At 73.1% G+C, this 25802-nt stretch carries 22 protein-coding genes and 1 pseudogene; 7 read left to right on the top strand and 16 right to left on the bottom strand.

Going from position 1 to position 25802, the window contains the following annotated elements:
- Position 1: 1 nt before the first annotated feature.
- The 7 genes from ACIRSU_RS09180 to ACIRSU_RS09150 form a co-directional block, all read right to left on the bottom strand.
- Positions 2–1207: a sensor histidine kinase gene (locus tag ACIRSU_RS09180; RefSeq protein ID WP_403790089.1), complete on the bottom strand. Its 1206-nt coding sequence runs from the start codon at positions 1205–1207 to the stop codon at positions 2–4.
- Complete coding sequence (locus ACIRSU_RS09175) at positions 1204–3027, bottom strand: cation acetate symporter (RefSeq protein WP_403790088.1); 1824 nt, start codon at positions 3025–3027, stop codon at positions 1204–1206. The genes ACIRSU_RS09180 and ACIRSU_RS09175 overlap by 4 nt, the downstream gene beginning before the upstream one ends.
- Before the next feature lie 25 nt (positions 3028–3052).
- Entirely contained in the window at positions 3053–3436 is a 384-nt protein-coding gene (locus tag ACIRSU_RS09170) for a hypothetical protein (protein ID WP_403790228.1), read from the bottom strand.
- An 84-nt stretch (positions 3437–3520) separates the two neighbouring features.
- On the bottom strand, positions 3521–4279 hold the full coding sequence (locus tag ACIRSU_RS09165; protein WP_403790087.1) for a LytR/AlgR family response regulator transcription factor: 759 nt from the start codon (positions 4277–4279) through the stop codon (positions 3521–3523).
- Between the two features lie 40 nt (positions 4280–4319).
- On the bottom strand, positions 4320–5201 hold the full coding sequence (locus ACIRSU_RS09160) for an Fpg/Nei family DNA glycosylase (protein WP_403790086.1): 882 nt from the start codon (positions 5199–5201) through the stop codon (positions 4320–4322).
- Positions 5202–5480: 279 nt separating this feature from the next.
- Positions 5481–7607: a SpoIIE family protein phosphatase gene (locus ACIRSU_RS09155; protein WP_403790085.1), complete on the bottom strand. Its 2127-nt coding sequence runs from the start codon at positions 7605–7607 to the stop codon at positions 5481–5483.
- 95 nt (positions 7608–7702) lie between these two features.
- The gene (locus ACIRSU_RS09150) at positions 7703–8932 is read right to left on the bottom strand and encodes a DUF6777 domain-containing protein (RefSeq protein WP_403790084.1); all 1230 of its coding nucleotides are present in this window, start codon (positions 8930–8932) and stop codon (positions 7703–7705) included.
- A 213-nt stretch (positions 8933–9145) separates the two neighbouring features.
- Between ACIRSU_RS09150 and ACIRSU_RS09145 the strand changes: the two are divergent.
- The 4 genes and pseudogenes from ACIRSU_RS09145 to ACIRSU_RS09130 form a co-directional block, all read left to right on the top strand.
- Positions 9146–9970, top strand: a pseudogene (locus ACIRSU_RS09145) (YndJ family protein); the annotation flags it as partial.
- Between the two features lie 245 nt (positions 9971–10215).
- Positions 10216–10773 (top strand): DUF1990 family protein, encoded by a 558-nt coding sequence (locus tag ACIRSU_RS09140; RefSeq protein ID WP_403790083.1) that lies wholly within the window; start codon positions 10216–10218, stop codon positions 10771–10773.
- Positions 10774–10821: 48 nt separating this feature from the next.
- Positions 10822–10992, top strand: coding sequence for a hypothetical protein (locus tag ACIRSU_RS09135; protein WP_403790082.1), 171 nt, complete (start codon positions 10822–10824; stop codon positions 10990–10992).
- A 22-nt stretch (positions 10993–11014) separates the two neighbouring features.
- Positions 11015–12442, top strand: coding sequence for a lipase maturation factor family protein (locus tag ACIRSU_RS09130; protein ID WP_403790081.1), 1428 nt, complete (start codon positions 11015–11017; stop codon positions 12440–12442).
- 73 nt (positions 12443–12515) lie between these two features.
- Here the strand turns inward: ACIRSU_RS09130 and ACIRSU_RS09125 are convergent, their stop codons facing one another.
- The 3 genes from ACIRSU_RS09125 to ACIRSU_RS09115 all read right to left on the bottom strand — a co-directional run bounded on the left by ACIRSU_RS09125 (position 12516) and on the right by ACIRSU_RS09115 (position 15199).
- A complete protein-coding gene (locus ACIRSU_RS09125) occupies positions 12516–12686 on the bottom strand; it encodes a hypothetical protein (protein ID WP_403790080.1) in 171 nt (56 codons plus the stop codon).
- Between the two features lie 275 nt (positions 12687–12961).
- Complete coding sequence (locus ACIRSU_RS09120) at positions 12962–14458, bottom strand: SDR family NAD(P)-dependent oxidoreductase (protein ID WP_403790079.1); 1497 nt, start codon at positions 14456–14458, stop codon at positions 12962–12964.
- 72 nt (positions 14459–14530) lie between these two features.
- Positions 14531–15199, bottom strand: coding sequence for a (2Fe-2S)-binding protein (locus ACIRSU_RS09115; RefSeq protein WP_403790226.1), 669 nt, complete (start codon positions 15197–15199; stop codon positions 14531–14533).
- A 237-nt stretch (positions 15200–15436) separates the two neighbouring features.
- Here ACIRSU_RS09115 and ACIRSU_RS09110 point away from each other — a divergent pair, with 237 nt between their 5' ends.
- Positions 15437–16147, top strand: coding sequence for a carbonic anhydrase (locus tag ACIRSU_RS09110; RefSeq protein WP_403790078.1), 711 nt, complete (start codon positions 15437–15439; stop codon positions 16145–16147).
- A gap of 116 nt (positions 16148–16263) precedes the next feature.
- A complete protein-coding gene (locus tag ACIRSU_RS09105; RefSeq protein WP_403790077.1) occupies positions 16264–17247 on the top strand; it encodes a DMT family transporter in 984 nt (327 codons plus the stop codon).
- Here the strand turns inward: ACIRSU_RS09105 and ACIRSU_RS09100 are convergent.
- The 4 genes from ACIRSU_RS09100 to ACIRSU_RS09085 form a co-directional block, all read right to left on the bottom strand.
- A complete protein-coding gene (locus ACIRSU_RS09100; protein WP_403790076.1) occupies positions 17128–18531 on the bottom strand; it encodes a transglycosylase family protein in 1404 nt (467 codons plus the stop codon). The two genes, ACIRSU_RS09105 and ACIRSU_RS09100, sit on opposite strands and share 120 nt — an antisense overlap.
- Positions 18532–18944: 413 nt before the next feature.
- Positions 18945–19370 (bottom strand): aspartate 1-decarboxylase, encoded by a 426-nt coding sequence (panD, locus tag ACIRSU_RS09095; protein ID WP_403790075.1) that lies wholly within the window; start codon positions 19368–19370, stop codon positions 18945–18947.
- A gap of 402 nt (positions 19371–19772) precedes the next feature.
- On the bottom strand, positions 19773–20255 hold the full coding sequence (locus ACIRSU_RS09090) for a hypothetical protein (protein ID WP_403790074.1): 483 nt from the start codon (positions 20253–20255) through the stop codon (positions 19773–19775).
- Positions 20256–20604: 349 nt separating this feature from the next.
- A complete protein-coding gene (locus ACIRSU_RS09085; protein ID WP_403790073.1) occupies positions 20605–20943 on the bottom strand; it encodes a hypothetical protein in 339 nt (112 codons plus the stop codon).
- 297 nt (positions 20944–21240) lie between these two features.
- Here ACIRSU_RS09085 and ACIRSU_RS09080 point away from each other — a divergent pair, with 297 nt between their 5' ends.
- Positions 21241–22623: a flavin monoamine oxidase family protein gene (locus tag ACIRSU_RS09080; protein ID WP_403790072.1), complete on the top strand. Its 1383-nt coding sequence runs from the start codon at positions 21241–21243 to the stop codon at positions 22621–22623.
- Positions 22624–22796: 173 nt separating this feature from the next.
- On the opposite strand, the gene ACIRSU_RS09075 is transcribed toward ACIRSU_RS09080, so the two are convergent.
- A complete protein-coding gene (locus tag ACIRSU_RS09075) occupies positions 22797–24344 on the bottom strand; it encodes a long-chain fatty acid--CoA ligase (RefSeq protein ID WP_403790071.1) in 1548 nt (515 codons plus the stop codon).
- A 193-nt stretch (positions 24345–24537) separates the two neighbouring features.
- Complete coding sequence (locus tag ACIRSU_RS09070) at positions 24538–25791, bottom strand: nitrate/nitrite transporter (protein ID WP_403790070.1); 1254 nt, start codon at positions 25789–25791, stop codon at positions 24538–24540.
- Between the last annotated feature and the right edge of the window lie 11 nt (positions 25792–25802).

Here is a 25802-nt window from a genome sequence, read left to right as displayed (position 1 = left end):
CTCAGCCGGCGGGGTGAACCCCCGGGCGGTACTTGGGGATCCGGACCGTCACCTTCATGCCCGCGCCGATCCCGGTCTCGATGACCAGGCCGTGCTCCGCCCCGTACACCTGGCGCAGCCGCTCGTCCACGTTGGACAGACCGACGCCGCCGGCCGAGGGGCGCTCGCCGCGCAGGACGGCGCGCAGCACCTCCGGATCCATGCCGACGCCGTCGTCCTCGATGGTGACCACGGCCTCCGCGCCCGCGTCGCGTGCCGCGATCGTCACCCGGCAGCCCTCGGCGGAGTCCTCCATGCCGTGCTTGACCGCGTTCTCCACCAGCGGCTGCAGGCAGAGGAACGGCAGCGCGACCGGAAGGACCTCGGGCGCGATCTGCAGGGTGACCTTGAGCCGGTCGCCGAAGCGGGCCCCGGCGAGCGCCAGGTACTGCTCGATGGCCCGCAGTTCGTCGGCGAGCTGGGCGAACTCGCCGTGCCGGCGGAAGGAATAGCGGGTGAAGTCGGCGAACTCCAGGAGGAGTTCGCGCGCCTGCTCGGGGTCGGTGCGGACGAAGGAGGCGATGGCGGCGAGGGAGTTGAAGATGAAGTGCGGGGAGATCTGCGCGCGCAGCGCCCGTATCTCGGCCTCGACGATCCGGGTGCGGGAGCGGTCCAGCTCGGCGAGTTCGAGCTGGACGGAGACCCAGCGGGCCACCTCGGTCGTCGCCCGCACCAGGACCGCCGACTCGCGCGAGCCGTACGCGACGAGTGCGCCGAGCACCCCGTCCTCGCCCGTCAGCGGCGCGACCACGGCCCAGCGCAGCGGGCAGTCGTCGTCGGAGCACCGGGTGTGGGCGGAGCGGCTGCGGCCGGAGTCGAGCGTCTCTCCGACCAGCTCCCGTACGTGCTCGCAGTGGTGTGCCTCGCCGGGGCCGTCCCAGGCGAGGACCGCGGACCGGTCGGTGAGGCACAGCGCCTCGGTGCCGAGCAGGGAGCGCAGCCGGCCGGCGGCCCTGCCCGCGGTCTCCTCGGTGAGTCCGGCGCGCAGCGGGGGCGCGGCGAGCGAGGCGGTGTGCAGGGTGTGGAAGGTGGCGCGTTCGACGGGGGTGCCGAAGGCGAGGTCCGCGGCGCGCCGCCCGCGCCGGGCGGTGAACCGGCCGAGGACGAACCCCGCGGAGAGCAGCACGGCGCCGACGGCGCCCGCCGCGGCCAGGGCGAGGCCGGTCACCGCTCGGCCCCTCTCCCGGCCTCCGGCCGGGCGGTCCCCCGACTCGCCTCGCCGGGCTGCGCCTTGCCGCTGAACTCCTCGGGCAGGTGCAGCCGGGCCAGGATGCGGGGGGTGCCGGCGGGGACGCGGCGCGGGGTGGCGAGCGACACCAGGATCATGCTGAGGAAGCCGAGCGGCACCGACCAGACCGCGGGCCAGGCGAGCAGGGTGTGCGGCCAGCCCGGGGGCGCGAGTCCGGCCCGGGTGGCCGTCACGGCCGTCAGCGCCGAGCCGCCGCCGAGCAGCAGTCCGGCGACGGCGCCCGGCGGGGTGAGCCGGCGCCACCAGATGCCGAGCACGAGCAGCGGGCAGAAGGAGGAGGCGGAGACCGCGAAGGCGAGTCCGACGGCGTCGGCGGCCAGCACGTCGGTGGCGACGATCCCGGCGCTCAGCGGCACGGCGGTGGCGAGGAGGGTGGCGAGCCGGAAGTGCCGCACACCGCCGCGGGAGGCGCCCCGGGCGGCACTCCGGGCAGCGCTCCGGGAGACGCCCCGCGCGGGCAGCACGTCCTGGGTGAGCACGCCGGCCACCGACATGGTCAGCCCGGAGGCCGTCGACAGGAAGGCCGCGCAGGCACCGCCGGCGAGCAGCGCGCCGAGCAGATCGCCGAGGACGCCGCCGAGCATCCGCTCCGGCAGGACGAGCACGGCGGCGTCGGCGGCGCCGGTCAGGGCGAGTTCGGGGGCGTAGATCCGGCCGAGCGCCCCGTAGAGCGGCGGCAGCAGGTAGAACACGCCGACCAGGCCGAGCACCACCAGGGTGGTGCGGCGGGCGGCCCGGCCGTGCGGGCTGGTGTAGAAGCGGACGGCGACATGGGGCAGGCCCATGGTGCCGAGGAAGGTGGCGAGGATCAGTCCGTACGTGGCGTACAGCTGGTGCCCGTCGCGGCCGCCGGCGAGGGGCTGCGACCAGCCGAGGGGGTCGGCGTCGGTCGAGGCCCGCTCGGGGACCCGCGCCCCCGCCGGGAAGGCGAGTTCGGTGCCCCGCTCCACCCGGTGGGTGCCCTCGTGCAGGGTGACCGTGGCCCGCTCGTACGTCCGCCCGTCGACGCGGCCGGTGACGGTGAGCGTGACCGGGGCGGCGACCTCGATCCGTACGGTCTCGGCGACCCGCGCGGCGGTGTGCGCGCGGATGACGGCGGGCGCGTCGAAGTGGGCGCGCGGGGCGCCGTCCCCGTACCAGGCGCCGATCAGGAAGAACACCGGGACCAGCAGGGCGGTCAGCTTCAGCCAGTACTGGAAGGCCTGCACGAAGGTGATGCTGCGCATGCCGCCGGCGGCGACGATGCCGGTCACGACGAGCGCGACGACGAGGCCGCCGAGCCAGTCGGGGGCGCCGGTGAGGATCTCCAGGGTGAGCCCGGCGCCCTGGAGCTGCGGCAGCAGGTACAGCCAGCCGATGCCGACGACGAAGAGGCTGGCGACCCGGCGGGCCTGCGGCGATTCGAGCCGGGCCTCGGCGAAGTCGGAGAGCGTGTACGCGCCGGAGCGGCGCAGCGGGGCGGCGACGAGGAGCAGCAGCACGAGGTAGCCGGCGGTGTAGCCGACCGGGTACCAGAGCATGGCCGGGCCCTGCACCAGGACGAGTCCGGCGACGCCGAGGAAGGAGGCGGCGGAGAGGTACTCGCCGCTGATGGCGGCGGCGTTGAGGCGGGGGCCCACGGTGCGGGAGGCCACGTAGAAGTCGGAGGTGGTACGGGAGATGCGCAGGCCGAGGGCGCCGATGAGGACGGTGGCGAGGGCGACGGCGGTGACGGCGGCGATCGCGTAGGTGTGGTTCACGCGTGCCCTCGTCCGTGACGGGGGCTCATCGCTCGACGAGGCCGGTGAAGTCGCGCTCGTTGCGCTCGGCGCGGCGCACGTACCAGTGGGCGACGGCCCAGACCACCGGGTGGACGCCGATGCCGAGCGCGAGCCACACGGCGGCCTCGGGCGCGGGCAGCGCGAGCAGCAGCGGCAGCGAGCCGACGAGCAGGGTGAGCCAGCCGAGCCCGATGAGGGCGGCGCGGAGCTGGCTGCGCATCAGGGAGCGGACGTAGGTGTGGCCGAGGGTGGTCTGTTCGCTGATCTCGGAGCGGGCCGGCGGGTGCTGCGGCCGGGTACGGGGCCGGAGGACGGACCAGCTGCCGACGGCCGAGGCGTACGTGACGGTCTCGCGGCGCGGCCGGCGCGGGGGATGGTGCTCGGGCATCGGCGTCTCACGGTCGGTCACGATCGGTCGGGCCCGTGAGTCTACGCAGCGGCCGAGCGGTGCGGTAGGGGGCGTCTGCCGTGGTCAGCCGCCCGCCCGCCGCATCAGCAGGTCCCGCAGCTGGCGGGCGTGGCGGCGGGAGACGGCGAGTTCGGCGGTGCCGACGCGGACGGAGGTGGCACCGCCGTCGAGGCGGAGTTCGTCGATGCGGCCGAGGGCGACGAGGTGGCTGCGGTGGATGCGGACGAAGCCGCGGGCGGCCCAGCGCTCCTCCAGCGTGGAGAGCGGGATGCGGACGAGATGGCTGCCCGTGTCGGTGTGCAGGCGGGCGTAGTCGCCGTGGGCCTCGACGTACGCGATGTCGTCGACGGACACGAAGCGGGTGACGCCGCCGAGTTCGACCGGGATCTGCTCGGGCGCGGGCGCCTTCCGGGCGACGGTCGAGGCGTGGACGAGCTCGTGGACGCGGCGCACGGCCTCCGCGAGCCGTTCCCGGCGCACGGGCTTGAGCACGTAGTCGACGGCCTCCAGGTCGAACGCCTGGACGGCGAAGCCCTCGTGGGCGGTGACGAAGACGATGAGCGGCGGCCGGGCGAAGCCTCCGAGCAGCCGGGCCAGGTCGAGCCCGCCGAGTCCGGGCATGTGGATGTCGAGGAAGACGACGTCGATGCCGTCGCCGTGGTCGCGGTCCGGTCCGGCGTCCAGGGCCCGGCCGATGCGGCGCAGCGCCTCGGTGGCGTCGGCGGCACCCTCGGCGGCGCGCACGCGCGGGTCGGCCCGCAGGAGGTAGAGGAGTTCGCCGAGGGCCGGCGCCTCGTCGTCGACGGCCAGTACGCGCAGCATGGACGGGAGTCTACGCGGGCCGGTGCCCGTGGAACCGGGGCTATTTCAGGAGCTTGGAGAGGCGCCGGTCGGCGAGCGGCTTCCCGCCGGTCTGGCAGGTGGGGCAGTACTGGAGCGAGGAGTCTCGATACGAGACCTCGCGGATGGTGTCCCCGCAGACCGGGCACGCCTCGCCGGTGCGGCCGTGGACGCGCAGTCCGCTCTTCTTCTCTGCCTTGAGCCGGCCGGCGGCGAGCCCGTGGGAGCGGGCGACGGCCTCGGCGAGGGTGGTGCGCAGCGCCTCGTAGAGGCCGGCGGTCTCCTCCGCGGTCAGGTTCTGGGTGGGCTTGAACGGGGACATCCTCGCCGCGTGCAGGATCTCGTCGCTGTACGCGTTGCCGATGCCCGCGATGAGGCTCTGGTCGCGCAGCGCGCCCTTGATCTGGCGCCGTTCGCCCGTCAGGAGCGCGGTGAAGGCGGCGAGGTCGAAGCCCTCGGCGAGCGGGTCGGGGCCGAGGCGGGCGATGCCGGGTACGTCGGCGGGGTCGCGGACCACGTACACCGCGAGCCGTTTGGTGGTGCCCGCCTCGGTGAGGTCGAAGCCGTCGCCGCCGGTCAGCGCGACCCGCAGCGCCAGCGGGCCCTTCCCGGGCTTCGGCGGTCCGGACGGCAGCACGTCCTTCCAGTACAGCCACCCGGCCCGGGCGAGGTGCGTGACCAGTCGCAGCTCCCCCGCACCGCCCTCGGCGCCCTCCGTGGCGATGTCGAGGAACTTGCCGTGCCGGGCGACGCCGGTGACCCGAGCCCCCTGGAGGGCGGTGACGGGCGGGTCGTACGTCTTGAGCACGCTGATCGCGACGGGCATCACGCGGGCGATCTCCTTGCCCACGAGGTGCTCGTCGAGGAACTCGCGGAGGGCTTCGACCTCGGGCAGCTCGGGCATGTCCCCACCCTGCCGTACGGGCGGGGCGGGCGCCCGTCGAAGCCGGGACCGCTGCCGGATCGGGGTCCCGTGCCGGAGCAGGGTCGCGTTGCCGGAGCCGGGACCGGCTGCCGGAGGGGGTCCCGTTGCCGGAGCAGGGACCGGCTGCCGGAGCCGGGTCCCATGCCGGATCCGGGTCCCGTTGCCGGAGCCGGGACCGGCTGCCGGAGGGGGTCCCGTTGCCGGAGCAGGGAGCCGCTGCCGGAGGGGGTCCCGTGCGGATCGGGGTCCCGGGCCCGGTCACTCCTCCGGCTGCTCGATGACGAACTCGCACCACACGCACTTGCCGCCGCCACGCGGTTCGACGCCCCACGCGTCGGAGATGTTGTCGACGAGCAGCAGCCCGCGGCCGGAGACGCCCGAGTCGCCGGCCTCGCGGCGGCGCGGCAGGGCGCTGGAGCGGTCCTCGACCTCGACCCGCAGCCGGCGTTCGGGACCGGGCAGCATCCGCAGGGTGACGATGGCGCCGCCGTCGGTGTGCATGAGGGCGTTGGTCATCAGCTCGTCGGCGACGAGTTCGATCTCGAAGGCGCGGCTGCCCGCGCCCCAGGCGCGCACGGCGGCGCGGATCATGTGGCGGGCGGAGCTGAGCGCCTCGGGGTCGTTCTGCCCGACGTGCTGCTGGAGCCGGCCGCCGGGCCGGTCCGGGTGGGCGCCCTCGCAGCGCAGCAGCAGGACGGCGACGTCGTCCTCGCCGCCGCGCTCGTCGACCACCTCGCAGAGGTGGTCGGCGAGTTCGTCGAGGTCGCGGGGGCCGCGCTTGACCAGGGAGCAGAGCCACTGGAGGCCCTCGTCGAGGTCGGCGCCCGGCTTCTCGACCAGTCCGTCGGTGTAGAGCAGCAGGGTCTTGCCGGGGTCGAGCTCGAGGGTGGTGACGGGGTAGTCGAGCCGGCCGAACTCGGCGGAGAGCCCGAGCGGGAGCCCGCCCTCGACGGGGACGCGGCGCGCGGTGCCGTCGGGGTCCTGGACGAGCGGGTCGACATGGCCGGCGCGGACGATCTGGACGAGCCCGGTGGCCGGGTCGGCCTCGGCGTACGTGCAGGTGGCGAAGCGGTCGGTGTCCAGCTCGTGGAGGAAGACGGAGGCCCGGGCCATCACGGTGGCCGGGGTGTGGCCCTCGGCGGCGTAGGCCCGCAGCACGATCCGCAGCTGGCCCATGACGGCGGCGGCGTGGGTGTCGTGGCCCTGGACGTCGCCGATGACGAGCGCGACCCGGCCTCCCCCGGAGCCGCCGGCCCGCGAGGTGCCCCCCGGCAGCGGGATGACGTCGAACCAGTCGCCGCCGATGTCCCGGCCGAGCCGGGCGGAGCGGTAGCGGACGGCTATCTGGGCGCCGGGCACGTCGGGGATCCGGCGCGGCAGCATCGCCTGCTGGAGGCCTTCGGCGAGGTCGTGCTCCTGCTCGTACAGCATGGCCCGCTGGAGGCTCTGGGCGATGGAGCTGCCCAGCGCGACGAGCAGGTTGCGCTCGTCGGCGCTGAAGCCGGTGCGGTCGCTGTAGAGCAGGCCGAGGGCACCGATGGGGCGGGCCTGGGCAATGAGCGGGAGGTAGGCGGCGGAGGTGATGCCGAGGCCGCTGATGTGCGGCCAGAGGATCGGGTAGGAGGCGGCGAAGTCCTCGGGCGACTCGATGAAGCGGGGGCGCAGGGTGCGGATGACCTCGCTCATCGGGTACGGCTCGTCCACCCGGGTGAACCGGGTGCCGGGCACGAACGCGCCTTCCCGTCCCTCGGCCACCAGGTGGATGCGGCCGGCCTCCATGAGACCGACGACGAGGCTGGCGGCGCCGAAGTACTCCAGGCCCTGGGAGTCGCCGAGCAGGTCGATGATGTCCTGGACGGTATTGGCGTGGGCGAGCGCGGCGGTGGTGCCCTCGACGACGCTGGTGCGCTGTCTGCGGCCCTCGTCGAGGCCGAGCCGGGCGGCGGACTCGGTGAGCTCCTCGGAGGCGTCGCGGATGACGCCGACGATGCGGACCGGGCGGCCGGTGTCGTCGCGCCGCACCAGGCCCTGGGTGTGGGTCCAGCGCTGGGCGCCGGCCCGGGTGCGGATCCGGAAGTAGGCGCCGTAGTGGTCGCTGCCGTCCTTGAGCGCCTGGGCCACCAGGGTGTCGAGGCGGCGGCCCTCGTCGGGCAGCACGCGGGAGCCGAGGGTGGCGGGGTGGCCGTCGTAGTCGTCCGGGTCCATGTCGAAGACGTTCAGGGCGCCCTCGTCCATGGCCATCCGGCCGGTGACCAGGTCCCAGTCGAAGCTGCCCATCCGGAACTCCTGGCCGAACTCGTGCAGGAAGCAGCACGTCTGCCCCGCCGGTCCCGCCTCGCAGCGGCACTGCTCGGCCGCCTCCCCACCCGGTCGTCCCGCACTCATGGGGCCACGCTAGGCGCAGCCCCGGCTGAGCGCACGGCGAAGATCGGAACAGATTCGCAACAACATCCGGGTGAGCGCGGGCACCGGCCGGCCGGTCAGCCCTGGAAGGTGTCGGGCTGCTGCCGCGGAGCGGTGTCGGCCGGGAACAGGTCGTCGGCGGAGGGCGGCGGCTCGGGGATCGGGAGGTCACTCGGACCGCCCGGTACGTCGGGCAGGGCGGGCAGGTCCGGCCCCACGGGCGCGTCGGGCCCGACCGGCGCGTTCGGCGTGTCCGGCGCGTTCGGCGTATCCGGGGTGCCCGGCGTGTCCGGTGCCGGTACGGTCCTGCCGCCGTCCGGCGCGGGGCGCACGGGGTCGGGCGAGCCCCGGTCCGGCGTCGACGGGCCGGTCGGAGTGCCGGGATTCGTGGGGCCTGTGGGGTTCGTGGGGTTCGTCGGCCGCTGCGGGGCGGTGGGGCCGTCCGGCAGCGGAGCGGGCGGTGCGGTGACGATGTCGCAGGAGGCCGGGTCGCAGGGCGGGAGCACGTCGGGCCGGCGGTCCGCTTCGCCGTCGCTTCCGGTACGCCGCTCGATCCAGGTGTTGTCGGCGGCGTTCACGATCACCAGGCTGGTGACGACGGTGCTGGTCGGGGTGACGGTGACGACCCGGTCGGGGCGGTAGCCGGGCCAGGGCTGGCCCGCGTGGACGGCGCCGGGGGCGGCGGCCGGGGAGCGCAGCGGGTTGCCGCAGGCGCAGCGGACCCGCGGGGTGCCGTAGCGGTCGACGAGCACGGCGGTGCCGGCCTGGAGCACGGACTGGAAGGTGGTGAAGCGGCCGTCCTGGTAGCCGTGGTTGGTGACCCGGGCGTCGGCGCGCAGCAGGACCGGGGTGAGGCCGCGCAGCCAGCCGCCGAGGTTGGCCTCGGGGATGCCCGCGGCCTCGGCGAAGGCGCGGCCGCGGGCGGGTTCGGCGGTGAGGAGGGCGGCCTGCTGCTCGACGTTGCAGCTGGCGACGGAGCGGGTGCCGCCGTAGAGGCCGGGGGTGGCGCCGGTCAGCGCGCGGCCGGCCGGTGCGGGGCCGTCGACGCCGGTGGCGGGCGGGGCGCCGGTGCCGGCCGGGGCGCCCTCCTGCGTGGTGGAGGCGGTGAAGGGGGCGGGGCCCTGGCTGCCGGCCGGCTGGAGCAGTACCTCGCGGGCGGCGGCGGGGGCGGCGGACTGTTCCGCGCCCGGCTCGCCGGTGTCGCCGCGCAGGGAGCAGCCGGCGAGCAGCGCGGCCGAGGCCAGCACGGCGAGGACGTACGGGGCGGTGGGGGGCCGCGAGGGCCGTCGTCTGGTTGCGTCGCGCACGGGGTCTCCCACCTCGTCCTTGCCGTTGATCGTTCCTTCCTGTCTGCCGCAGGGCCAGGGGCGCCGCAATCCGGGCGCGGCCATTCGGCCGCCGGTCGCGCGGGAGGCCGGCCGGGACTCCGCGCACCCCCCGCGCTTGAACGCGTTCAAGGAAACCTCTACGCTCGTCGAACGAAGGCTTGAACGTGTTCAACAGGGGGGGGTGCCGGTGCCATGTCCGTGCTCGTCGGACTGATCGTGATGCTGGGGATGTTCGCCGTGGTGCCGGTCGGGCTCCGGCTCCTGGACGACTCCCCGCCGGGCAGCCTGCGGCTGCTGTGCCGGGTCTGGCCGCTGCTCGCCGCGCCCGGCGCGGTCTCGCTCTGGCTCCCGCGCTCGCCGCTCGCCACCGCCCTCGCGGGCGTGTACGCCCTGGGCACCCTGGCCCTCGCCCTGCACGCCCCGGCCCGCCTCGCCCGGACCCGGAGCCTGGCGCCTGCCGAGGTCGCCGCGCTCACCGCCCTCGCCACGCCGGCCGTCGCCGCCCTCGCGCTCGTCGCCGAGCGGGCCGGGCACGAGCTGTTCGGTTTCGAGCTCGGCATCCTGGCCCTCACCGTCCCGCACTTCCACTTCGCGGGCTTCGCCGCCGCGCTGGTCGCGGGCCTGGTCTGCCGGGCGACGGAGAGCCGGGCGACCCGCTTCGCTGCGGTGAGCGTGCCGCTCGGCACCCTGCTCGTGCTGCTCGGCTACTTCGTCGACGACTGGGCCGAGCTGGCCGGCGCCCTCGTCCTGACCGCGGGCATGTGGGCCGTCGCCCTCGCCACCTGGCGCGAGCTGCGGCCCGCCGCACCCGATCCGGTGACCCGGGCGCTGCTGGGCGTCTCGGCCGCGGTCCTGGTGGCGACGATGCTGCTCGCGCTGAGCTGGGCGCTCGGCGAGGCGACCGGGATCCCGCACCCGAGCCTGACCTGGATGGCCGCGACCCACGGCCTCGGCAACGCGCTCGGCTTCGCGGTCTGCTCGCTGCTCGCCTGGCGCCGCCTCGGCCGAACCGGCACCGCCGCGGAAGGCGACCCGGCCGCTCAGGGCCGTACGGCTGCGGCAGGCGCCCCGGCTGCTCGTCCCCGCACCGCCGCGCCGGCACCCCGCGACAGGGCCGCCCGGCCCCGCGCCACCGCGCCGGCCCGTGCCCCGGCCGCTCGTCCGCGTACGCCCGCGGCCGCCACCGCGACCACCACCACTGCCACCGCCACTGCCACCGCCACCACCCTCACCGCCCCCGCCCGCCGAACGGAGTTCCCGGCATGAGCCGTCTGATCCGCAGCCTCTCCGACCACACCACCACCGGGCCGAACTACCCGGAGGTAGGCGCCACCCGCACCCGCCCGCTGCCCGTCGGCTACCACCACCTGCACCACACCGTCCGGGTCGGCCAGGGGCCCGCCGCGTACCGGGCCGCGGGCGAGGCCGTGACGACCTGGGCCATGCACCGGGCGACCGGCGCCCGGGTGACGAGCGCGGCCGGGCGCGCCGAGCCGGGGGTGACCCTGGAGGTGTCGCTGGGCTTCGGCCCGGTCCGGTTCACCGCGCCGTGCCAGGTCATCTGGACGACGTACACCGCGTCGGAGACCGGCTTCGCGTACGGCACCAGGGCCGGGCACCCGGAGTGCGGCGAGGAGTCCTTCGTGGTCGACCTGCGCGAGGACGGCTCGGTGTGGTTCACGGTGACCGCGTTCAGCCGGGCCGCCGCCTGGTACGCCCGGCTCGGCGGCCCGGTCGTACGGGCGCTGCAGCACGCGTACGCCCGCATGCTCGGCCGGGCCCTCACGGACCTCGTCGCGGATCTCCCCGAGGACCGATGAGAGCTACGCTCATTCTGTACTCACCCGTGCTCCTCGAAGGAGGCGGCCATGAGCCAGTACGACGAGTACACCAACCCCTCGCAGGCCGAGGGCGAGCGCCTCGACGAGGACATGGACGCGACGCAGAAGGCGCACATCCACGCCGAGGTCACCCGTACCACTCCCTCCCAGGCCGAGGGCGAGCGGACGGCGGACGAAGAGGACGATCGGAAGCGCTGACCGGCCGCGCTGACCGCGGGCGATGGACTGGTTCACGGCTCCCGACTACTGGCTGACCCGGATCGTCTTCCAGCGGGGCCTCGCCGGGCTCTACCTCGTCGCGTTCCTGTCGGCGGCGCTCCAGTTCCGGGCGCTGATCGGCGAGCGCGGGATGCTGCCCGTGCCGGAGTACGTGCTCCGGGTGCCGGCCCGCCGGGCGCCCAGCCTGTTCCAGTGGCGCTATTCCGACCGGCTCTTCGCGGGCGTCGCCTGGAGCGGCGCCGCGCTGGCCCTCGCCCTGGTGGCGGGCGCGGGCGACGCGGTGCCGCTCGCCGTGTCGATGCTGCTGTGGCTGCTGGTCTGGGCGCTGTACCTGTCGATCGTGAACGTGGGGCAGACCTGGTACTCCTTCGGCTGGGAGTCGCTGCTCCTGGAGACCGGCTTCCTCGCCGTGCTGCTGGGCAACGACGACACCGGCCCGCCGATCGTCGTCCTGTTCCTGCTGCGCTGGCTGCTGTTCCGGGTCGAGTTCGGCGCCGGGCTGATCAAGATCCGCGGGGACCCCTGCTGGCGGGACCTGACCTGTCTCTACCACCACCACGAGACCCAGCCGATGCCCGGCCCGCTGAGCTGGTTCTTCCACCATCTGCCGCGGCCGCTGCACAAGGTCGAGTGCGCCGCCAACCACGTCGTGCAGCTGGGCGTGCCGGTGCTCCTCTTCACCCCGCAGCCGGTGGCGACGGTCGCGGCCGGGCTGATGATCGCGACCCAGCTGTGGCTGGTGCTCTCCGGGAACTTCGCCTGGCTGAACTGGCTGACCATCGTCCTCGCGCTGTCCGCCCTGGACGGCTCGCTCGTCGCGGGCCACGACCACCCGCAGCCCGAGGCGCCGCTCTGGTACGTGGTCGTGGTGTGCGCGGCGGCGGTCCTGATCCTCGTCCAGAGCCGGCACCCGGTGCGCAACCTGCTCTCCCGCAGCCAGGCGATGAACCGGTCCTTCGACCCGCTGCACCTGGTCAACACGTACGGGGCCTTCGGCACGGTCGGCCGGGTGCGTGACGAGATCGCGGTCGAGGGCACGGACGACCCGGAGCCGGACGCGGGCACGGTGTGGCGGGAGTACGGGTTCAAGGGCAAGCCGGGCGACCCGCGCCGGCTGCCGCGCCAGTTCGCCCCGTACCACCTGCGGCTCGACTGGCTGATGTGGTTCGCGGCGCTCTCCCCCGGCTACGCCCGCGACTGGTTCGGGCCGTTCGTGGAGCGGCTGCTCGCCGGGGACCGCGACACCCTGCGGCTGCTGCGCCACAACCCGTTCCCGGACGCGCCGCCGACCCATGTGCGGGCCCGGCTCTACCGCTACCGGTACACGACCTGGCGGGAGCTGCGGGAGACCGGGGCGTGGTGGCACCGGACGCTGCTGCGGGAGTACATGCCCCCGGTACGGCTGCGGGAGCCGGCGGAGAAGGACTGAAGCCGCGTCGGACATACCCGTGCCCCCGACCGAGAGGGCTCGGCGGGGGCACGGGGCGAAGCGTCGTTGCGGTTCAGTCGATGCCGGGCAGGATGTGCGGCTCGGCGAGGTCGTCCTCGTAACCGGCGAGGCGGATCGGGGCCGAGCGGGCCCACACTTCGAGGCTGCCCAGCTCTCCGGGCCGGCGCTTCCGCTCGGTCGGTTCGGCCGGGCCCTGCTCCTGCTGCGTCAGTTCTGGTGTCACCGCGCACTCCTCCGTGTCGCGTGTCGATGGGGACATATGCCGTTCGGTCGCGGTTGCGCCGTCTTCCGGGCGGGACCGCGGCCTTGGTGGCAGGCCAGTCCCCCGGCCGGCCGTGGAGGTTTGGTGAAACCTCGGATGGCCGACCGTGGACATCAGACTAACCAGATGAGCGCCTCAGCGCTCTATGGGGCGCGAAAGTGTGACGCGATCGAGTGACGTTGGCCCGTTTAGCGGCTCTCACCAGGCGAAACGCTCGATCATCGATCAGAATCCGGTCACCACTTGCCGGGGTTGTAGTCCTTCAGGAACACGCCGTAGACGTCGTCGCCCTGCTCGCCGCGGACGATCGGGTCGTAGACCCGGGCGGCGCCGTCGACCAGGTCGAGCGGGGCGTGGAAGCCCTCCTCGGCGAGCCGCAGCTTGTCGAAGTGCGGACGCTCGTCGGTGATCCAGCCGGTGTCGACCGAGGTCATGAGGATGCCGTCGGCGTCGAACATCTCCTGCGCGCTGGTCCGCGTCACCATGTTCATGGCGGCCTTGGCGGCATTGGTGTTCGGGTGCCCGGCGCCCTTGTAGCCGCGGCCGAAGACGCCCTCCATGGCGGAGACGTTGACGACGTACGCGCGCTTGCTGGCGGCCTTCGCGGCGGCCTCGGCCATGACCGGACGCAGCTTGCTGATCAGGATGAACGGCGAGGTGTAGTTGCACAGCTGGGTCTCGAGCAGCTCCACCGGGGAGATCTGGTCGATGGTCTGCACCCAGGTGTTGGACTCCACGACGTCCGGGACCAGGCCGCCGGCGTCGATGGCCGTGCCGGCGTGGTGCCGCTCGATGCTGGCGTTGCCGGCGACGAGGGCGAGGTCGGCGACCTTCTGCGCGTCGAGGCCGCTGACGCCGACCGGCAGCGCGGCCAGACCGTCGACCGCACCGGAGTTGAAGGCGCCGATGACGTGGTGCGCGGGCAGCTCCCCGGCGGGCAGCGGGGCGCTCTCGCCCTCGACCAGGGCGGCGTACGCGGAGGGCAGCCGGCGCACGGTCTGGGTGGCGTTGTTGACCAGGATGTCGAGCGGGCCGGCGTCGGCGACCTGGTCGGCGAGGGCCACGGCCTGCGCCGGGTCGCGCAGGTCGATGCCGACGACCTCCAGGCGGTGCATCCAGTCCGCGGAGTCCTCCATCGCCTTGAAGCGGCGGATGGCGTCCTTGGGGAAGCGGGTGGTGACGGTGGTGTGGGCGCCGTCGCGCAGCAGCCGCAGCGCGATGTACATGCCGATCTTGGCGCGGCCGCCGGTGAGCAGCGCGCGCTTGCCGGTGAGGTCGGCGCGGGCGTCGCGCTTGGTCCGGTTGAGACGGGCGCAGTCCTGGCAGAGCTGGTGGTAGAAGTAGTCGACCTCGACGTAGCGGGTCTTGCAGGTGTAGCAGGAGCGCGGGCGCTGGAGTATGCCCGCGATCTTGCCCTCCTCGGTGATCGACGACGGCAGGATGCCCTCGGTCTCGTCGTCGATGCGCTGGGCGGAGCCGGTCGCGGTGGCCTCGGTGACCGCCTTGTCGTGGGCGGTCTTGGCGGCCCGGCGCTCCTGGCGGCGGCGCTGCTTCACGGTCCGGTAGATGCCGGCGGTGGCACGGCGGACGGCGATGGCGTCCGGGTGGTCGACGTCGAGCTGGTCGAGCTCGTCGAGCACGCTCAGGCAGACGGCCAGGCGCTCGGGGTCGATTCCCGGCCCGTACTCCTGGGACCCGTACTCCTGGGACTGGGTCTCTTCGGTCACCGTCATGGCCTTCGTCGTTCCTCGATCGCTCGCGCCTGCAGTACTTCCGGTACTTCCGGTACTTCCAAAGACGCAACTTTACGGAGCCAGGGGCCGCCGCTCCAAACCTGTGCGCGGAGGGTGGTCGAACACACAGTCGCCGCACAGACCGCCGGACGGGCTCCGGTAGTAGAGGCAGCAGCTGGTACGGCGCAGGGCCGGGCCGCGGACGGTGCCGGCCAGGTCGGGGTGGTCGAGGAGGCCCCGGACCAGGGCGGCGGCGCGTTCGGCGGCGTCGGGGCGGCCGTGGGCGCGGGCCCAGCGGAGGAGTTCGCGCAGCGCGCCGGCGAGCGCGGAGCCGGCGTTGCCCCAGAGCAGGCGCGGGGAGATCCGGCTGTCACGGGCGAAGGCGGCGTGCAGCGGGACGAGGTGGGCGTCGTGGACGGCGGCGCGCAGCTCGGCGACGGTGGCGGGGCGGGTGGCCGTGCCGGACCACCAGAGGTCGTCGGGCGCGGCGAGGGCGCCGTCCCAGTGCAGGGTCTCGGGCGCGAGGTCGGGGAAGCGGCCGTGCAGGGCGGCCGGGCCGAGGGCGGTGGACCAGAGGCGGGCGGCGAGGCCGAGCTGGGCGACGGAGGCGGCGACCCGTCGCTCGGTGACTCCGAGGCGGGCGGCGACGGTGTCGACGCGCGCGGTGAGCGGGCCGTCGTCGTGGCCGGCGTACAGCTCGGCGAGCGGGCGGTGGGCGGCGGGGACCGGCCGACCGCGCATGGCGGGCGGGCCCGGCGGAGTGGGCGGGGCAGGCGGAGTGGGCGGGGCAGGCGGGGCGGTGCGCAGCGCGAAGAAGCCGCCGAGCTGTGCGCTGTGATCAAGTCCGTCGACATCCACGCGGGCATCCTTCCATCCCTTGAGATGAAACCGATCACGTCCGGCCACTTTTGGTCATCTACTGGTCAACTAGAGACCAAGGAGGCCTCAAGAGTGCAGGTGGGCCGCGACTCTCAGCGCATGTCTGTCACGACTCCCACCCCCACGAAGACCGGCCGCCGCGGCGTCCTCACGCTCGGCCTGGCCGCCCTGACGACGGCCACCGTCGGGGCGGCCGCCCCGGTCGCCGTGCCGGCGCCCCGCCACGCGCCGGGCGGCCCGCTCGACGCGGCCGCCGCGCTCGCCGAACTCCGGGCCGGCAACGCCCGGTTCGCCGCGCTCCGGCAGCGGCACCCGCACCAGGACGCGGCCCGAAGGGCAGACGTCGCCGTCGCCCAGCACCCCTTCGCGACCGTCATCGGCTGCATAGACTCGCGCGTCCCGCCGGAGCTGGTCTTCGACCAGGGCCTCGGCGACCTGCTCACCGTGCGCTCGGCGGGCCAGGCGCTCGACGAGGCGGTGCTCGGCTCCCTCCAGTACGGCGTCGAGGAGCTGCACGTACCGCTGGTCCTCGTCCTCGGCCACGAGCGCTGCGGGGCCGCGGCCGCCGCCGTCGAGTACGTGCGCACCGGAAACCCGGTCGAGGGGCACCTGGAGCGGGTCATCGAGGAGCTGGCGCCGGCGGCCCGCGCGACCCGGGACCTGCCCGGCGACTGGGTGGAGAACACGGTGCGGGCCAATGTGGACCGGGTCACCCGCCGACTGGCTCGGGATGCGGCTTTTTCCGGTGCGCGCGTCGTCGGCGCCCGCTTCGACCTGGACACCGGAAAGGTCGCGTTCCACCACGCCTGACCTGCGCGGGCGTACACCCCAGGGCGTACGAGGCGGCTTCGTACTCCATCCGCGGTACCTCCGATCGCGTTCCCGGGTACGACGACGGGAGCGCGCTGAAGAGAGATCGTGGAGTCATGAGCTCCCTGGTGCTGTCCGTGCTCCTCTCGCTGGCCTCCGCGGTCGCCTACGCCGCCGCGGCGATCGTGCAGGAGCGGGTGGCGGCCTCGGCCGCCGCTCCCCGCTACGCGCCCCTGCGCCGCCCGGCGTGGTGGGGCGCCGTGCTGCTCACCGGCGTGGGCGCGGCCCTGCACGTGGCCGCGCTCGCGTACGGGCCGCTGAGCCTGGTCCAGCCGCTGGGCGCCCTCACGATCGTGTTCGCGCTGCCGATGGCGGCGCTCTTCGCGGGCCGCCGGGCCGGCCGCACGGCCTGGCGGGGCGCGCTCATGGCCACCGCCGGGCTCGCCGGACTGCTCAGCCTGACCGGTGGCACGGCCTCCCAGTCCCTCGCCGCGGGCGACCGGCGGCTGCTCGCGTTCGTGACCTTCGGCGCGGTGGCGCTGCTCTTCGCCGTGGCGCACCTGATCGGCCGCTCGGCGCTGCGCGGCGTCGTCCTGGCCACCGCGGCCGGCATCGCCTTCGGCATCGCCTCCGTCTTCACGAAGACCGTCGCCGTCGACTTCCGCCTCGACGCACCGCTCGCGCAGTGGCCGAGCCTGCTCGTCCTCTCCGCGCTCGCGGTCACCGGACTGCTGCTCTCCCAGGCCTCGTACCGCGGCGCCGGGCTCGCCGCACCGCTCGCCACGCTCACAGTGGTCAACCCCGTGATCGCCGCGACCGTCGGCCTCACCCTCTTCGGCGAGTCCTTCCGGTACGGGACGGCCGGCGGCGTCGCCGCGCTGATCTGCGGCGCCGTGGCGGCGGGCGGCCTGGTCCAGCTCACCCTGGAGCAGATGAAGCGTCCCGAGGACTCCCCGTCAGTGTCAGAGCGCGTGAACGTGTCAGATCGAGACGCCCCGGGCCCTGAGGTAGGCCAGCGGGTCGATGTCGGAGCCGTACCCGGGACCCGTACGCATCTCGAAGTGGAGGTGCGGCCCCGAAGTGTTGCCGGTCGACCCTGAACGCCCGATCCGCTGCCCGGTGTTGACCCGCTGGCCCTCGCGCACGGTGAGCGCCGAGAGGTGCGCGTACTGGCTGTAGCGGCCGTCGGCGTGCCGGATGACCACCTGATAGCCGTACGCCCCGCCCCAGCCCGCGGACACGACCCGGCCGGCGGCGACGGCCCGCACGGAGGTGCCGGTGGGGACGGGGAAGTCGACGCCCGTGTGGTAGCCGCTGGACCAGGAGGAGCCGGCGACGCGGTAACGGGTGCCGATGTCGGTGTCGGCGACGGGCGAGGTGAAGTGCTGCGCCGGATGCTCGGGAGCGGGCCTCGGGGCCGGCTTGTGCACGGGCTTGGCGGCGGGCGGCTTGGCCGTGGGGTGCGTGGCGGGCTTGGTCTCGGTCTTGGGCCTGCTGCCGGTCTTCGGCCGGGGGGCCGGCTTGGTCTGCGGCTTGGACTCGGGCCGGGTGTCGGGCCTGGCCTGGGGCCGGGTGTCCGGCTTGGCCTGGGGCCGGGTGTCGGGCCTGGCCTGGGGCCGGGTGTCCGGCTTGGCCCGGGGCCGGGTGTCGGGCTTGGTCTCCGGGTGCGGCTTGGGCTTGGCGGGGGCCGCCGGAGCGGTCATCCGCAGCGTGAGCCGCTGACCGGGGAGGATCAGGTCGGGGTCGCCGCCGACGACGGTGCGGTTGGCCTCGTACAGGCGCGGCCAGCCGCCCCGGACGTGCTCGTCGCGGGCGATCTTGGAGAGCGAGTCGCCGGGCTCGACCGTGTACATCTCGCGCACGGTCGGCACGGTCGTGGGGGTGACCGCCTTCGTCCGCTGAGCGGGTAAGGAGGCCTGGGAGAGCGGGCGGGTGCGCTCGGTCTGCGTGGTGGCGCCGCCGGGGCCGTGGTCGGGGGCGTCGTCGCGGGCGTCGTCGCCCCGGTGGAGCCCGGCGCGCGGGCCGCAGGCGGGCCAGGCGCCCGGGCCCTGGCCCTTGAGCACGCGTTCGGCGATCGCGATCTGCTGGTCCTTGGAGGCGAGGTCGGCGCGCGGCGCGTAGTGCGTGCCGCCGTACCGCTCCCAGGTGGACTGGCTGAACTGGAGTCCGCCGAAGTAGCCGTTGCCGGTGTTGATCTGCCAGTGGGAGGAGGACTCGCAGTCGGCGAGCTTCTCCCAGACGTCCAGCGAGGCCGCCTGCGCCGTCCCGGCCCCGATCAGCGGCAGGGCCATGCCGGCGCCGCCGGCGGTGACGGTCAGCGAGGCCCGGTTGATCCGGCTCGGCTGGTACCGGCGGTGCTTTCCGCGTGTTCCGCGTACGGCCATGGGCCCCCCTCGAACGCATCGGCAGTCGCCCACGGTAAGGGCGGGCAACCGTGCGTGACAAGGGCTTCGGCCCAATCCCCCGTATCGTCCGTCACCTCCGCACCGCGAACCCGGGCCTCAGAGCCCGGCGGGCCCGGGCGCCGGCTGCGGTTCGGGCTCCGGCACGGGTACGGGGTTGGGCGGCGGCGTCGGTACGGGCCCGGGCGGCGGCACCGGCTGAGGCGTCGGCGGCGGCTGAGGCGTCGGCCAGGGATCCGGGACGGGTGGCTGTGTCATGACGCGCTCCGTGGACGGGACCGGGGAATCGAGACAGGGCGGGCAGATGCCCGCTCCAGCGTCCCCTGCTGCGCCTTCCCCCGCTCGCGGAGCCCATTCATTCGGGTGGCGCCCCGGCCGCCGACCGGCCCGGAGGGTCAGCTCCCCGCGGGCACCGCGTGCGGAGCCCGCACGGTGTCGCTCCCCGGCACGGGCGCGGACGCGTCGCCGCCCAGCTCCACGATCCGGTTCTCCGCGTCGACATGCACGACACGCGGCACGAGCGCCCGCGCCTCCGCGTCCGAAACCTGCGCGTAGCTGATGAGGATCACCAGGTCCCCGGGGTGCACCAGATGAGCGGCGGCCCCGTTGATCCCGATCACACCGGAGCCGCGCTCGCCCTCGATGACGTACGTCTCCAGGCGCGCCCCGTTGTCGATGTCGACGATGTGCACCAGCTCACCGGGCAGCAGGTCGGCGGCCTCCATCAACGCGGCGTCGATGGTGACGGAGCCGACGTAGTGCAGGTCGGCGTGGGTCACGGTGGCACGATGGATCTTGGACTTGAACAGAGTACGCAGCACTTGGGACTCCTCTGAGACGGCTCCCTGCCTGCTTTCTGCAGGTCAAGGGCGTCCTCGACCTTACACCGGCACCCCCGTCCGATGGTTGTGAGGAACATCGCTCCGATCGGTCTGGACGGCTTCCCACCTGGGCTTTCGCGCCGTCACCGGCGCCTGTTCAGGCAATCCTCCGGGAACGTCCGGCGCCTCATGCTGACCGGATGCCGACTTTCCTGATGAGTCATCAGGCATGTGGGAGGCCGCTCTGCACACACTGACGACGCGCGTCCACGCACCACGGATCCGTCGGGCACCGACATCGCTCTGGTTCATGGAAAGCGGTCTCTTTGGCCATCGGCCGGTGGTCGCCGTTTCATGGCGCAGGGGAGATCTGCGGCACCCGAAGACCGGCCGCGGTCACGATCAGCTCAGGCGGAGGCGGCGCAGGGCCATGACGGTGCCGTCGGGATGGAGCGAGACGGGGCCGCGCCCCTTTGCGTCCCACGGGTCGCTGGGCCAGGAGTCACGCAGCGCGTGGGCCTCGTGGCGGTATTGCTGGACCCTGCCCTCCCGGAGGTGGTCGAAGAGGTCCTCTGCCAAGCCGGAGAAGGCCTCCACCCGGACGCCGTTGAGGCGGAAGACGTGGTCGGTGCCCACGAACCTCTTGCCGTGGATGATGTGGGTGACGTCCTGGACGATGCCGGTGCCGGCGTGGGTGAAGGTGTCGAAGTGCCGCTTGCCCTGGCTCTCGGTGAGGTAGCGCGCAGCGGGTTCACCACCGCCGGTGAACGCCATGAGGCTCGCGGCGTCTGCTTGCGCGAGGACGCGGGCGAACCAGCTGTGGTGCTCGGGGTGGAGGTGGTACCCGGGCAGGACGACCGGGCGCTCGTTCGGCTCGGTGGGCACGTGGACTCCGGGGACGACGGCCCGTTCCTCGACCGGAGGTCGAGGGCCACCGCCGTCGGCACCTCCAACGTGCCATTGCCCGGGGCGTGGAGCAGGTACACCGTGATGCTCTCGTTCTTCTTCGGCAGCGTCGTCCCGAACACGAGGGCCGGCGTGCCGTCGTACGGGCCGATGTGTATGGCCTCGACGTCGGCGGAGGCGGTGGCGAGCTGCTTGTGCACCTGGGCGGCGTTGCCGTGGGTGCCTTTACACGTGACGGGTATGACCGTGGACGGCGCGCCCGGCTTCCAGAGCTCCAGGAAGAACCCGGGGCGGCGTGGGGCGCTGCTGCGGCCGGCCTCCTTGCCCGTCAGCGACCACCCGGCCGCATGGCTGTCTCGGCGTCGATCACCGAGACGGATTGGTCGGGGTACTTCTCGGAGAGGACACGTCGGGCCAACGCGAGTGCGAAGCCGATGCCGAGTTCCCCCGACTGGGTGGCGGCGTAGTGCTGCCTCGGGTTCCGCCCCTCGCCCGACAAGGCCATGTAGCGGCCGTCGTTGCCCGTGAGGGCCTGACAGTACTTCAGACTGGCCCAGTGCTCGGCGAGCCCCCGTCCGGCGCCTTGGCGGGCGAGGACGTTGGCCCGGCCCAGGGAATGCAGGACGTCCCAGGGAGTCAGCTGCAGCGAGAGGCCGAGTGAGCTCACGGGCAGCGGTCGGAGTTCGGGTTGAGCTGTTCGTCGGCTTCCAGCCCGTCATGCCGGACCTGTGAGTGCGGCGACCGCGAAGCTCGACCCCCGATTCCCCTTCGTCGTGGCGACGATGACGAGCAACGACCCCGCCTTGGCCCACGGGTGACTTGTGGGTGAACGGGGACCGACGACTGCCGTGGTGCGGAGTGCACCGTTCAAGACGCGCACCTGGGCGGAATCGCCGTAGAGCCGGCGTTGCCAGGCCGTGAAAGTGGGACTCCTGAGGCATTGTCTGGGTAGAGCGAGGAGAGCATGGAACGCGACAGCGCGACTGTGGACGTGATCGTGATCGGGGCCGGTCTTTCAGGGCTGGTCGCGGCGCGGCGCCTGGACCAGGCGGGCATCACATCGCTGCGGGTGCTCGAGGCCCGGGACAGGGTCGGTGGGCGGACCAAGCTCCACCGGCTCGGGAACGGGCGGCTCGTCGAGGAAGGCGGGCAACTGGTCGGTCCCGAGTACAAGCGGCTCATCGCGTTGGGAGAAGAGCTCGGCGTATCGACCTGGCCCCACAACGAGCACGGCAAGACGGTGTTCGAGCGCCGCGGTCGCATCATGAAGTTCAGCGGATCGATGCCATGGAGCGCAGACCCGCTGGGTTCGGCGGACTTCACGCAGTCCCTGCTCCGTCTGGACCGCCAGTGCAAGCGCTGGCCGGGAGACGACGCGCTGAGGACACCGGAGGCGGCCAAGCTCGACGCCCTCACCTTCGCGACATGGGTGAACCGCACCACCAAGACGGCCACGGCCCGCACGCTGTGGGCCCTCATCACCGCACTGACGCTCGGGTCCCAGCCCGGCGACGTGTCCTTGTTCTACGTCCTGCGCAACCTGCGCTCGATGGGCGGGGTCGAGACCCTCCTGGCGTCTCTCTTCGGCGGCGACGAGCGCTCGTTCACCGGCGGGTCGGCCGAGCTGTGCCTGAGGATGGCGGCCGGCCTCGGAGACCGGGTCGTCCTCGATTCCCCGATCCGTGCGATCCGGCAGTACGACGACCACGTAGAGGTCGACACACCCCGCCAGACCCATCACGCCCGTCGCGTGGTGATCGCGATGAGCCCTGCCGACCGGGCAGCCATCGGCGTGGATCCCCAACTCCCACTGCCCCAACGGACACTGGGCGAGCGTCTGTCGATGTGCCATGCCTTCAAGGTTCACGTGGTCTACTCGTCGCCCTTCTGGCGCGAGCAGGGTCTCAACGGTGCCACCATGAGCGACACCGGGCCGTTGCTGCTGACCTTCGACGACACGCCGCCCGGGGAGAAGCAGGGTGTCCTCGTCGGATTCGCGCGAGGCGATGGCGCGATCAGCTCGGATCTGCCCGACCCGATGCCGAGTGACCAGGACCGACGCCGCGAGGCCGTCCTCTCCGGCCTGGCCCGTGCGTTCGGCAAGGAGGCCCTGAGCCCGGTCGAGTACCACGAGATGAACTGGACCGAGGAGCGGTGGACGTCGGGGTGCATCCCGATCTGGTCGCCCGGCCTGCTCACCACCTGCGGGCCGGGCTACGCCGAACCGGCCGGGCGCCTGCACTTCGCCGGCTCGGAGACCTCGCCCGTGTGGCCGGGCACGATGGAGGGCGCGGTCCTCGCCGGCGAACGAGCGGCGGCCGAGGCGGCGCCGCTGGTCGACGCTTGACGGGCTCGTTCCGAGACTGCTGTCGCAGCTGAACGCCTTCCTGAAGACGGGCTCACGCTGATCGGGACAACCCGATCAGCGTGAGCCCAGGCCGTCTTCCGGCCTGGGCACTCCGTCAACGCGCTCGGACGGCCGGCCCCCTCCGGCCGTCCGCTCGGCTGACCCGACACGGGTCAGCCGAGTTCGCGCTTGAGGATCTTTCCGGTGGCCGTCATCGGGAGCGATTCGACGAACTCCACGATGCGGGGGTACTTGTAGGCCGCCATCTGCTGCCGCGCCCAGTCGATCAGCTCGCCTTCGGAGAGATCGGCGTCGGCGCCGCGAATCACGAAGGCCTTGACCTCCTCACCATGGCTGTCGTGGGGTACGCCGATCACAGCCGCGAGCGAGATGTCGGGGTGGGTCATCAGGACCTCCTCGACTTCACGTGGGTACACGTTGAAGCCGCCACGGATGATCATGTCCTTGGTGCGGTCGACGATGTAGTAGAAGCCGTCCTCGTCCTTCCTGCCCAGGTCGCCGGTGCGGAACCAGCCGTCACGCATGGCCTCCGCGGTGACCTCGGGGCGGTTGTAGTAGCCCTTCATGATGTTGTGGCCCTTGATCGCGATCTCGCCGACCGCACCGGCCTCGGTGACCTCGTTCCAGCCCCGGTCGATCAGCTTGCACTGCACCCCCCAGATCGGGATGCCGATCGAGCCCGGCCTCGGCTCGCGCTGAGGGTCGGAGAACGTCGCGACCGGCGAGGTCTCCGACAGGCCGTAGCCCTCCAGGATCTGGATGCCGAACCGCTTCCTGACCTGGCTGATGATCTCCATCGGCAGGGCCGCGCCGCCGGACACTCCGACCCGGAGGTTGCGGGCGATCCGGTCCACGTCGACGTCGTCGGTGAGGGCGCCGAGCAGTCCCCACCACATGGTGGGCACGCCGGCGAAGAAGGTGATGTCCTCCTTCTGCATGAGCGCGACCGCCTGCGCGGCGTCGAAGCGCGGCAGCAGGACGAGCGTGGCGGCCATCGAGAAGCCCGCGTTCATCTGCACGGTGGCGCCGAACGAATGGAACAGCGGCAGAGTGAGCAGGTGCCTGTCGGTCGCGGGGCGGTTGCCGAAGAGCCCGTTGCAGGTGAGCGCGTTGAGCACGAGGTTGGCATGGCTGAGTTCGGCGCCCTTGGCCTGGCCGGTCGTACCACTCGTGTAGAGGACGACCGCGGTGTCGTCGCTCGAGGTGACTGCGCTGTCGAAGGCGGGTGCCTTGCCGGCGAGAGCCGCGCCCAGCGTTTCCGCGCCCTCGATCGGGCTGGCCGCGGCCGGGTCGGCGGTGATCAGGAAGAAGTGCTCGCAACCACTGGCCTGCTCGAAGCCGGCGAAGCCCTCGGCGCCGATCGGCAGTTCCGGGGTGCCCTGGAAGCAGAAGTACGCCTTCGCCTCGGAGTCGGCGAGGTGGTACGCGACCTCACGGCCCTTGAGCAGCACGTTGAGCGGCACCACGACCGCGCCGGCCTTCAGGATGCCGTAGTAGACGATCGGGAAGTACGGCAGGTTCGGGCAGCTGAGGGCCACCTTGTCGCCGGGCCCGATGCCGCGCTCGACGAGAAGGTTGGCGACCTGGTTGGCGGCGCTGTCGACCTGGGCGTAGGTGAGCCGGGCGTCGCCGAGGACCAGTGCGTCGCGGGTGGGGTGGCAGCGGGCGCTGTCTTCGAGGAGCGAGGCGAGATTGAGCATGATTCCTTCTAACGGTGCGGGTGCGGGTGCGGGTGCGGGTGTGCGTAAGCGGCCGCCAGAGGTTGTCTCCGGGGCCGCCGTAATGGAGTCGGGGCGTGATGCGGCCCGACGGGTGTGCCCCGCCGTGTGGTTGGAGTCGGCATGCCGCCTCTGGAAGGGGCGGCGACTCCGGTCACCTACGGCGGGGCAGGGCTCATCCGGCTTCTGTGGCCGGTACTTCTGGCCGGACTGCCGCCTTCGGCGACTGCGCCTGGGATCTTCCTTCGTCGAACCCGAACAGCGGGGCGACGACACAGAGAACGAACGTGGAGACGCCGACCACGAGGAATCCGACGGTGAAGCTCCCCGTCATGTCTCGGATGACCCCCACCACGTAGGGGTAGAGGACGCCGCCGACAAGGAGGGCGCAGCCGAGGACGAGACCGTTGACGGCACCGACGTGTTCACCGTCGACCGACTCGTTGGCGGCGGTGAGCGAGAGCGAGGCTCCCGCGTAGGCGGCCAAGCCGATCAGCGGGAGGGAAACCGCCGCCAGGGTGTAGTTACCCTCCGCTACCGAGTAGCAGAGCAGACCGACGAACGCCGTCGTCGTGAATCCGGCGAGGACGATGATGGCCTTGCGGCGGCCGGTGAACCTGTGTGACAGCAGGCCGAAGGCGACAGCGGTGACGATGCCGGCAAGGCTGGACGAGGACGAGAACAGTCCCGCGACGGCATCCGGCCAGCCGGCGTTCATCAGGATGGTGGGCATCCAGCTCACGACGAGCGAGAAGAGCCCCCACGTCCCCGTGTAGAACGCCATCGCGGAGAGCACGGGCCGCGTGCGGACCGCGCGCAGAATCGCGCCGAACGCCTTCGTCCGCGTGCCTTCGGCGTCGTTCCCTCGTACTTCGGCCGCTTCCGGTGCGGGGGCGTTCTTCAGGAAGAAGAGGGCCGCGAGGAAAAGAACCGCGAGATAGCCGGCCTGCACCAGCAGCCCGTTGCGCCAGTCCACGGATCCGAGCACCATGGCGAACACCACGAGTGCGAACAGTACGCCGATGCCGTCACCCGCCAGCATCACGCCGGCGGCCCGGCCGGCCTGCCCCGACTCGAGGAACCAGCTGATGGCCAGCGTGTAGGGAGCCACGATCAGGAGGCCGACGGCTGCGCCGCTGACGGCGCGTGCCACCAGCGCACCGGTGTAGCCGTCCACGTAGGCGAAGGCCATCTGGCCTGCGATGGCGAGGGCCAGCGCCGCGAGGATGACGCTCTTGGGCCCCACTTTGACGACGAGCGCTCCGCCCAGAACCACTGCGATGCCGCCCATCGCGGCGGTCACGGACATGAGTGAAGCGGCCTGCGCGTAGCCGAGGGACAGGTCCGACGCGATCGCGGTCAGGCTGGGCGTCCAGCCGTAGTACGGCAGAGACATGCCCACGATGATCAGAAAGGAGACCGCAAGCATGCGCCACTTGC

Origin of the sequence: Streptomyces sp. NPDC101160 (genome assembly GCF_044768205.1) — a bacterium.
Classification (GTDB): domain Bacteria; phylum Actinomycetota; class Actinomycetes; order Streptomycetales; family Streptomycetaceae; genus Streptomyces.
Note: the sequence above shows the minus strand (reverse complement) of the source record. Positions and strands in the feature narration are given on the sequence as shown.

Excerpts from the sequence above, each read along its gene's own strand:
- ACIRSU_RS09140 (WP_403790083.1), top strand. The coding sequence starts at position 10,216 with ATGAGCCGTCTGATCCGCAGCCTCTCCGACCACACCACCACCGGGCCG.
- ACIRSU_RS09105 (WP_403790077.1), top strand. The coding sequence starts at position 16,264 with ATGAGCTCCCTGGTGCTGTCCGTGCTCCTCTCGCTGGCCTCCGCGGTC.
- ACIRSU_RS09075 (WP_403790071.1), bottom strand. The coding sequence starts at position 24,344 with ATGCTCAATCTCGCCTCGCTCCTCGAAGACAGCGCCCGCTGCCACCCC.
- ACIRSU_RS09115 (WP_403790226.1), bottom strand. The coding sequence starts at position 15,199 with ATGCGCGGTCGGCCGGTCCCCGCCGCCCACCGCCCGCTCGCCGAGCTG.
- ACIRSU_RS09135 (WP_403790082.1), top strand. The coding sequence starts at position 10,822 with ATGAGCCAGTACGACGAGTACACCAACCCCTCGCAGGCCGAGGGCGAG.
- ACIRSU_RS09100 (WP_403790076.1), bottom strand. The coding sequence starts at position 18,531 with ATGGCCGTACGCGGAACACGCGGAAAGCACCGCCGGTACCAGCCGAGC.
- ACIRSU_RS09155 (WP_403790085.1), bottom strand. The coding sequence starts at position 7,607 with ATGAGTGCGGGACGACCGGGTGGGGAGGCGGCCGAGCAGTGCCGCTGC.
- ACIRSU_RS09160 (WP_403790086.1), bottom strand. The coding sequence starts at position 5,201 with ATGCCCGAGCTGCCCGAGGTCGAAGCCCTCCGCGAGTTCCTCGACGAG.
- ACIRSU_RS09130 (WP_403790081.1), top strand. The coding sequence starts at position 11,015 with ATGGACTGGTTCACGGCTCCCGACTACTGGCTGACCCGGATCGTCTTC.
- ACIRSU_RS09120 (WP_403790079.1), bottom strand. The coding sequence starts at position 14,458 with ATGACGGTGACCGAAGAGACCCAGTCCCAGGAGTACGGGTCCCAGGAG.
- ACIRSU_RS09110 (WP_403790078.1), top strand. The coding sequence starts at position 15,437 with ATGTCTGTCACGACTCCCACCCCCACGAAGACCGGCCGCCGCGGCGTC.
- ACIRSU_RS09070 (WP_403790070.1), bottom strand. The coding sequence starts at position 25,791 with ATGCTTGCGGTCTCCTTTCTGATCATCGTGGGCATGTCTCTGCCGTAC.
- ACIRSU_RS09080 (WP_403790072.1), top strand. The coding sequence starts at position 21,241 with ATGGAACGCGACAGCGCGACTGTGGACGTGATCGTGATCGGGGCCGGT.
- ACIRSU_RS09165 (WP_403790087.1), bottom strand. The coding sequence starts at position 4,279 with ATGCTGCGCGTACTGGCCGTCGACGACGAGGCGCCGGCCCTCGGCGAA.
- ACIRSU_RS09170 (WP_403790228.1), bottom strand. The coding sequence starts at position 3,436 with ATGCCCGAGCACCATCCCCCGCGCCGGCCGCGCCGCGAGACCGTCACG.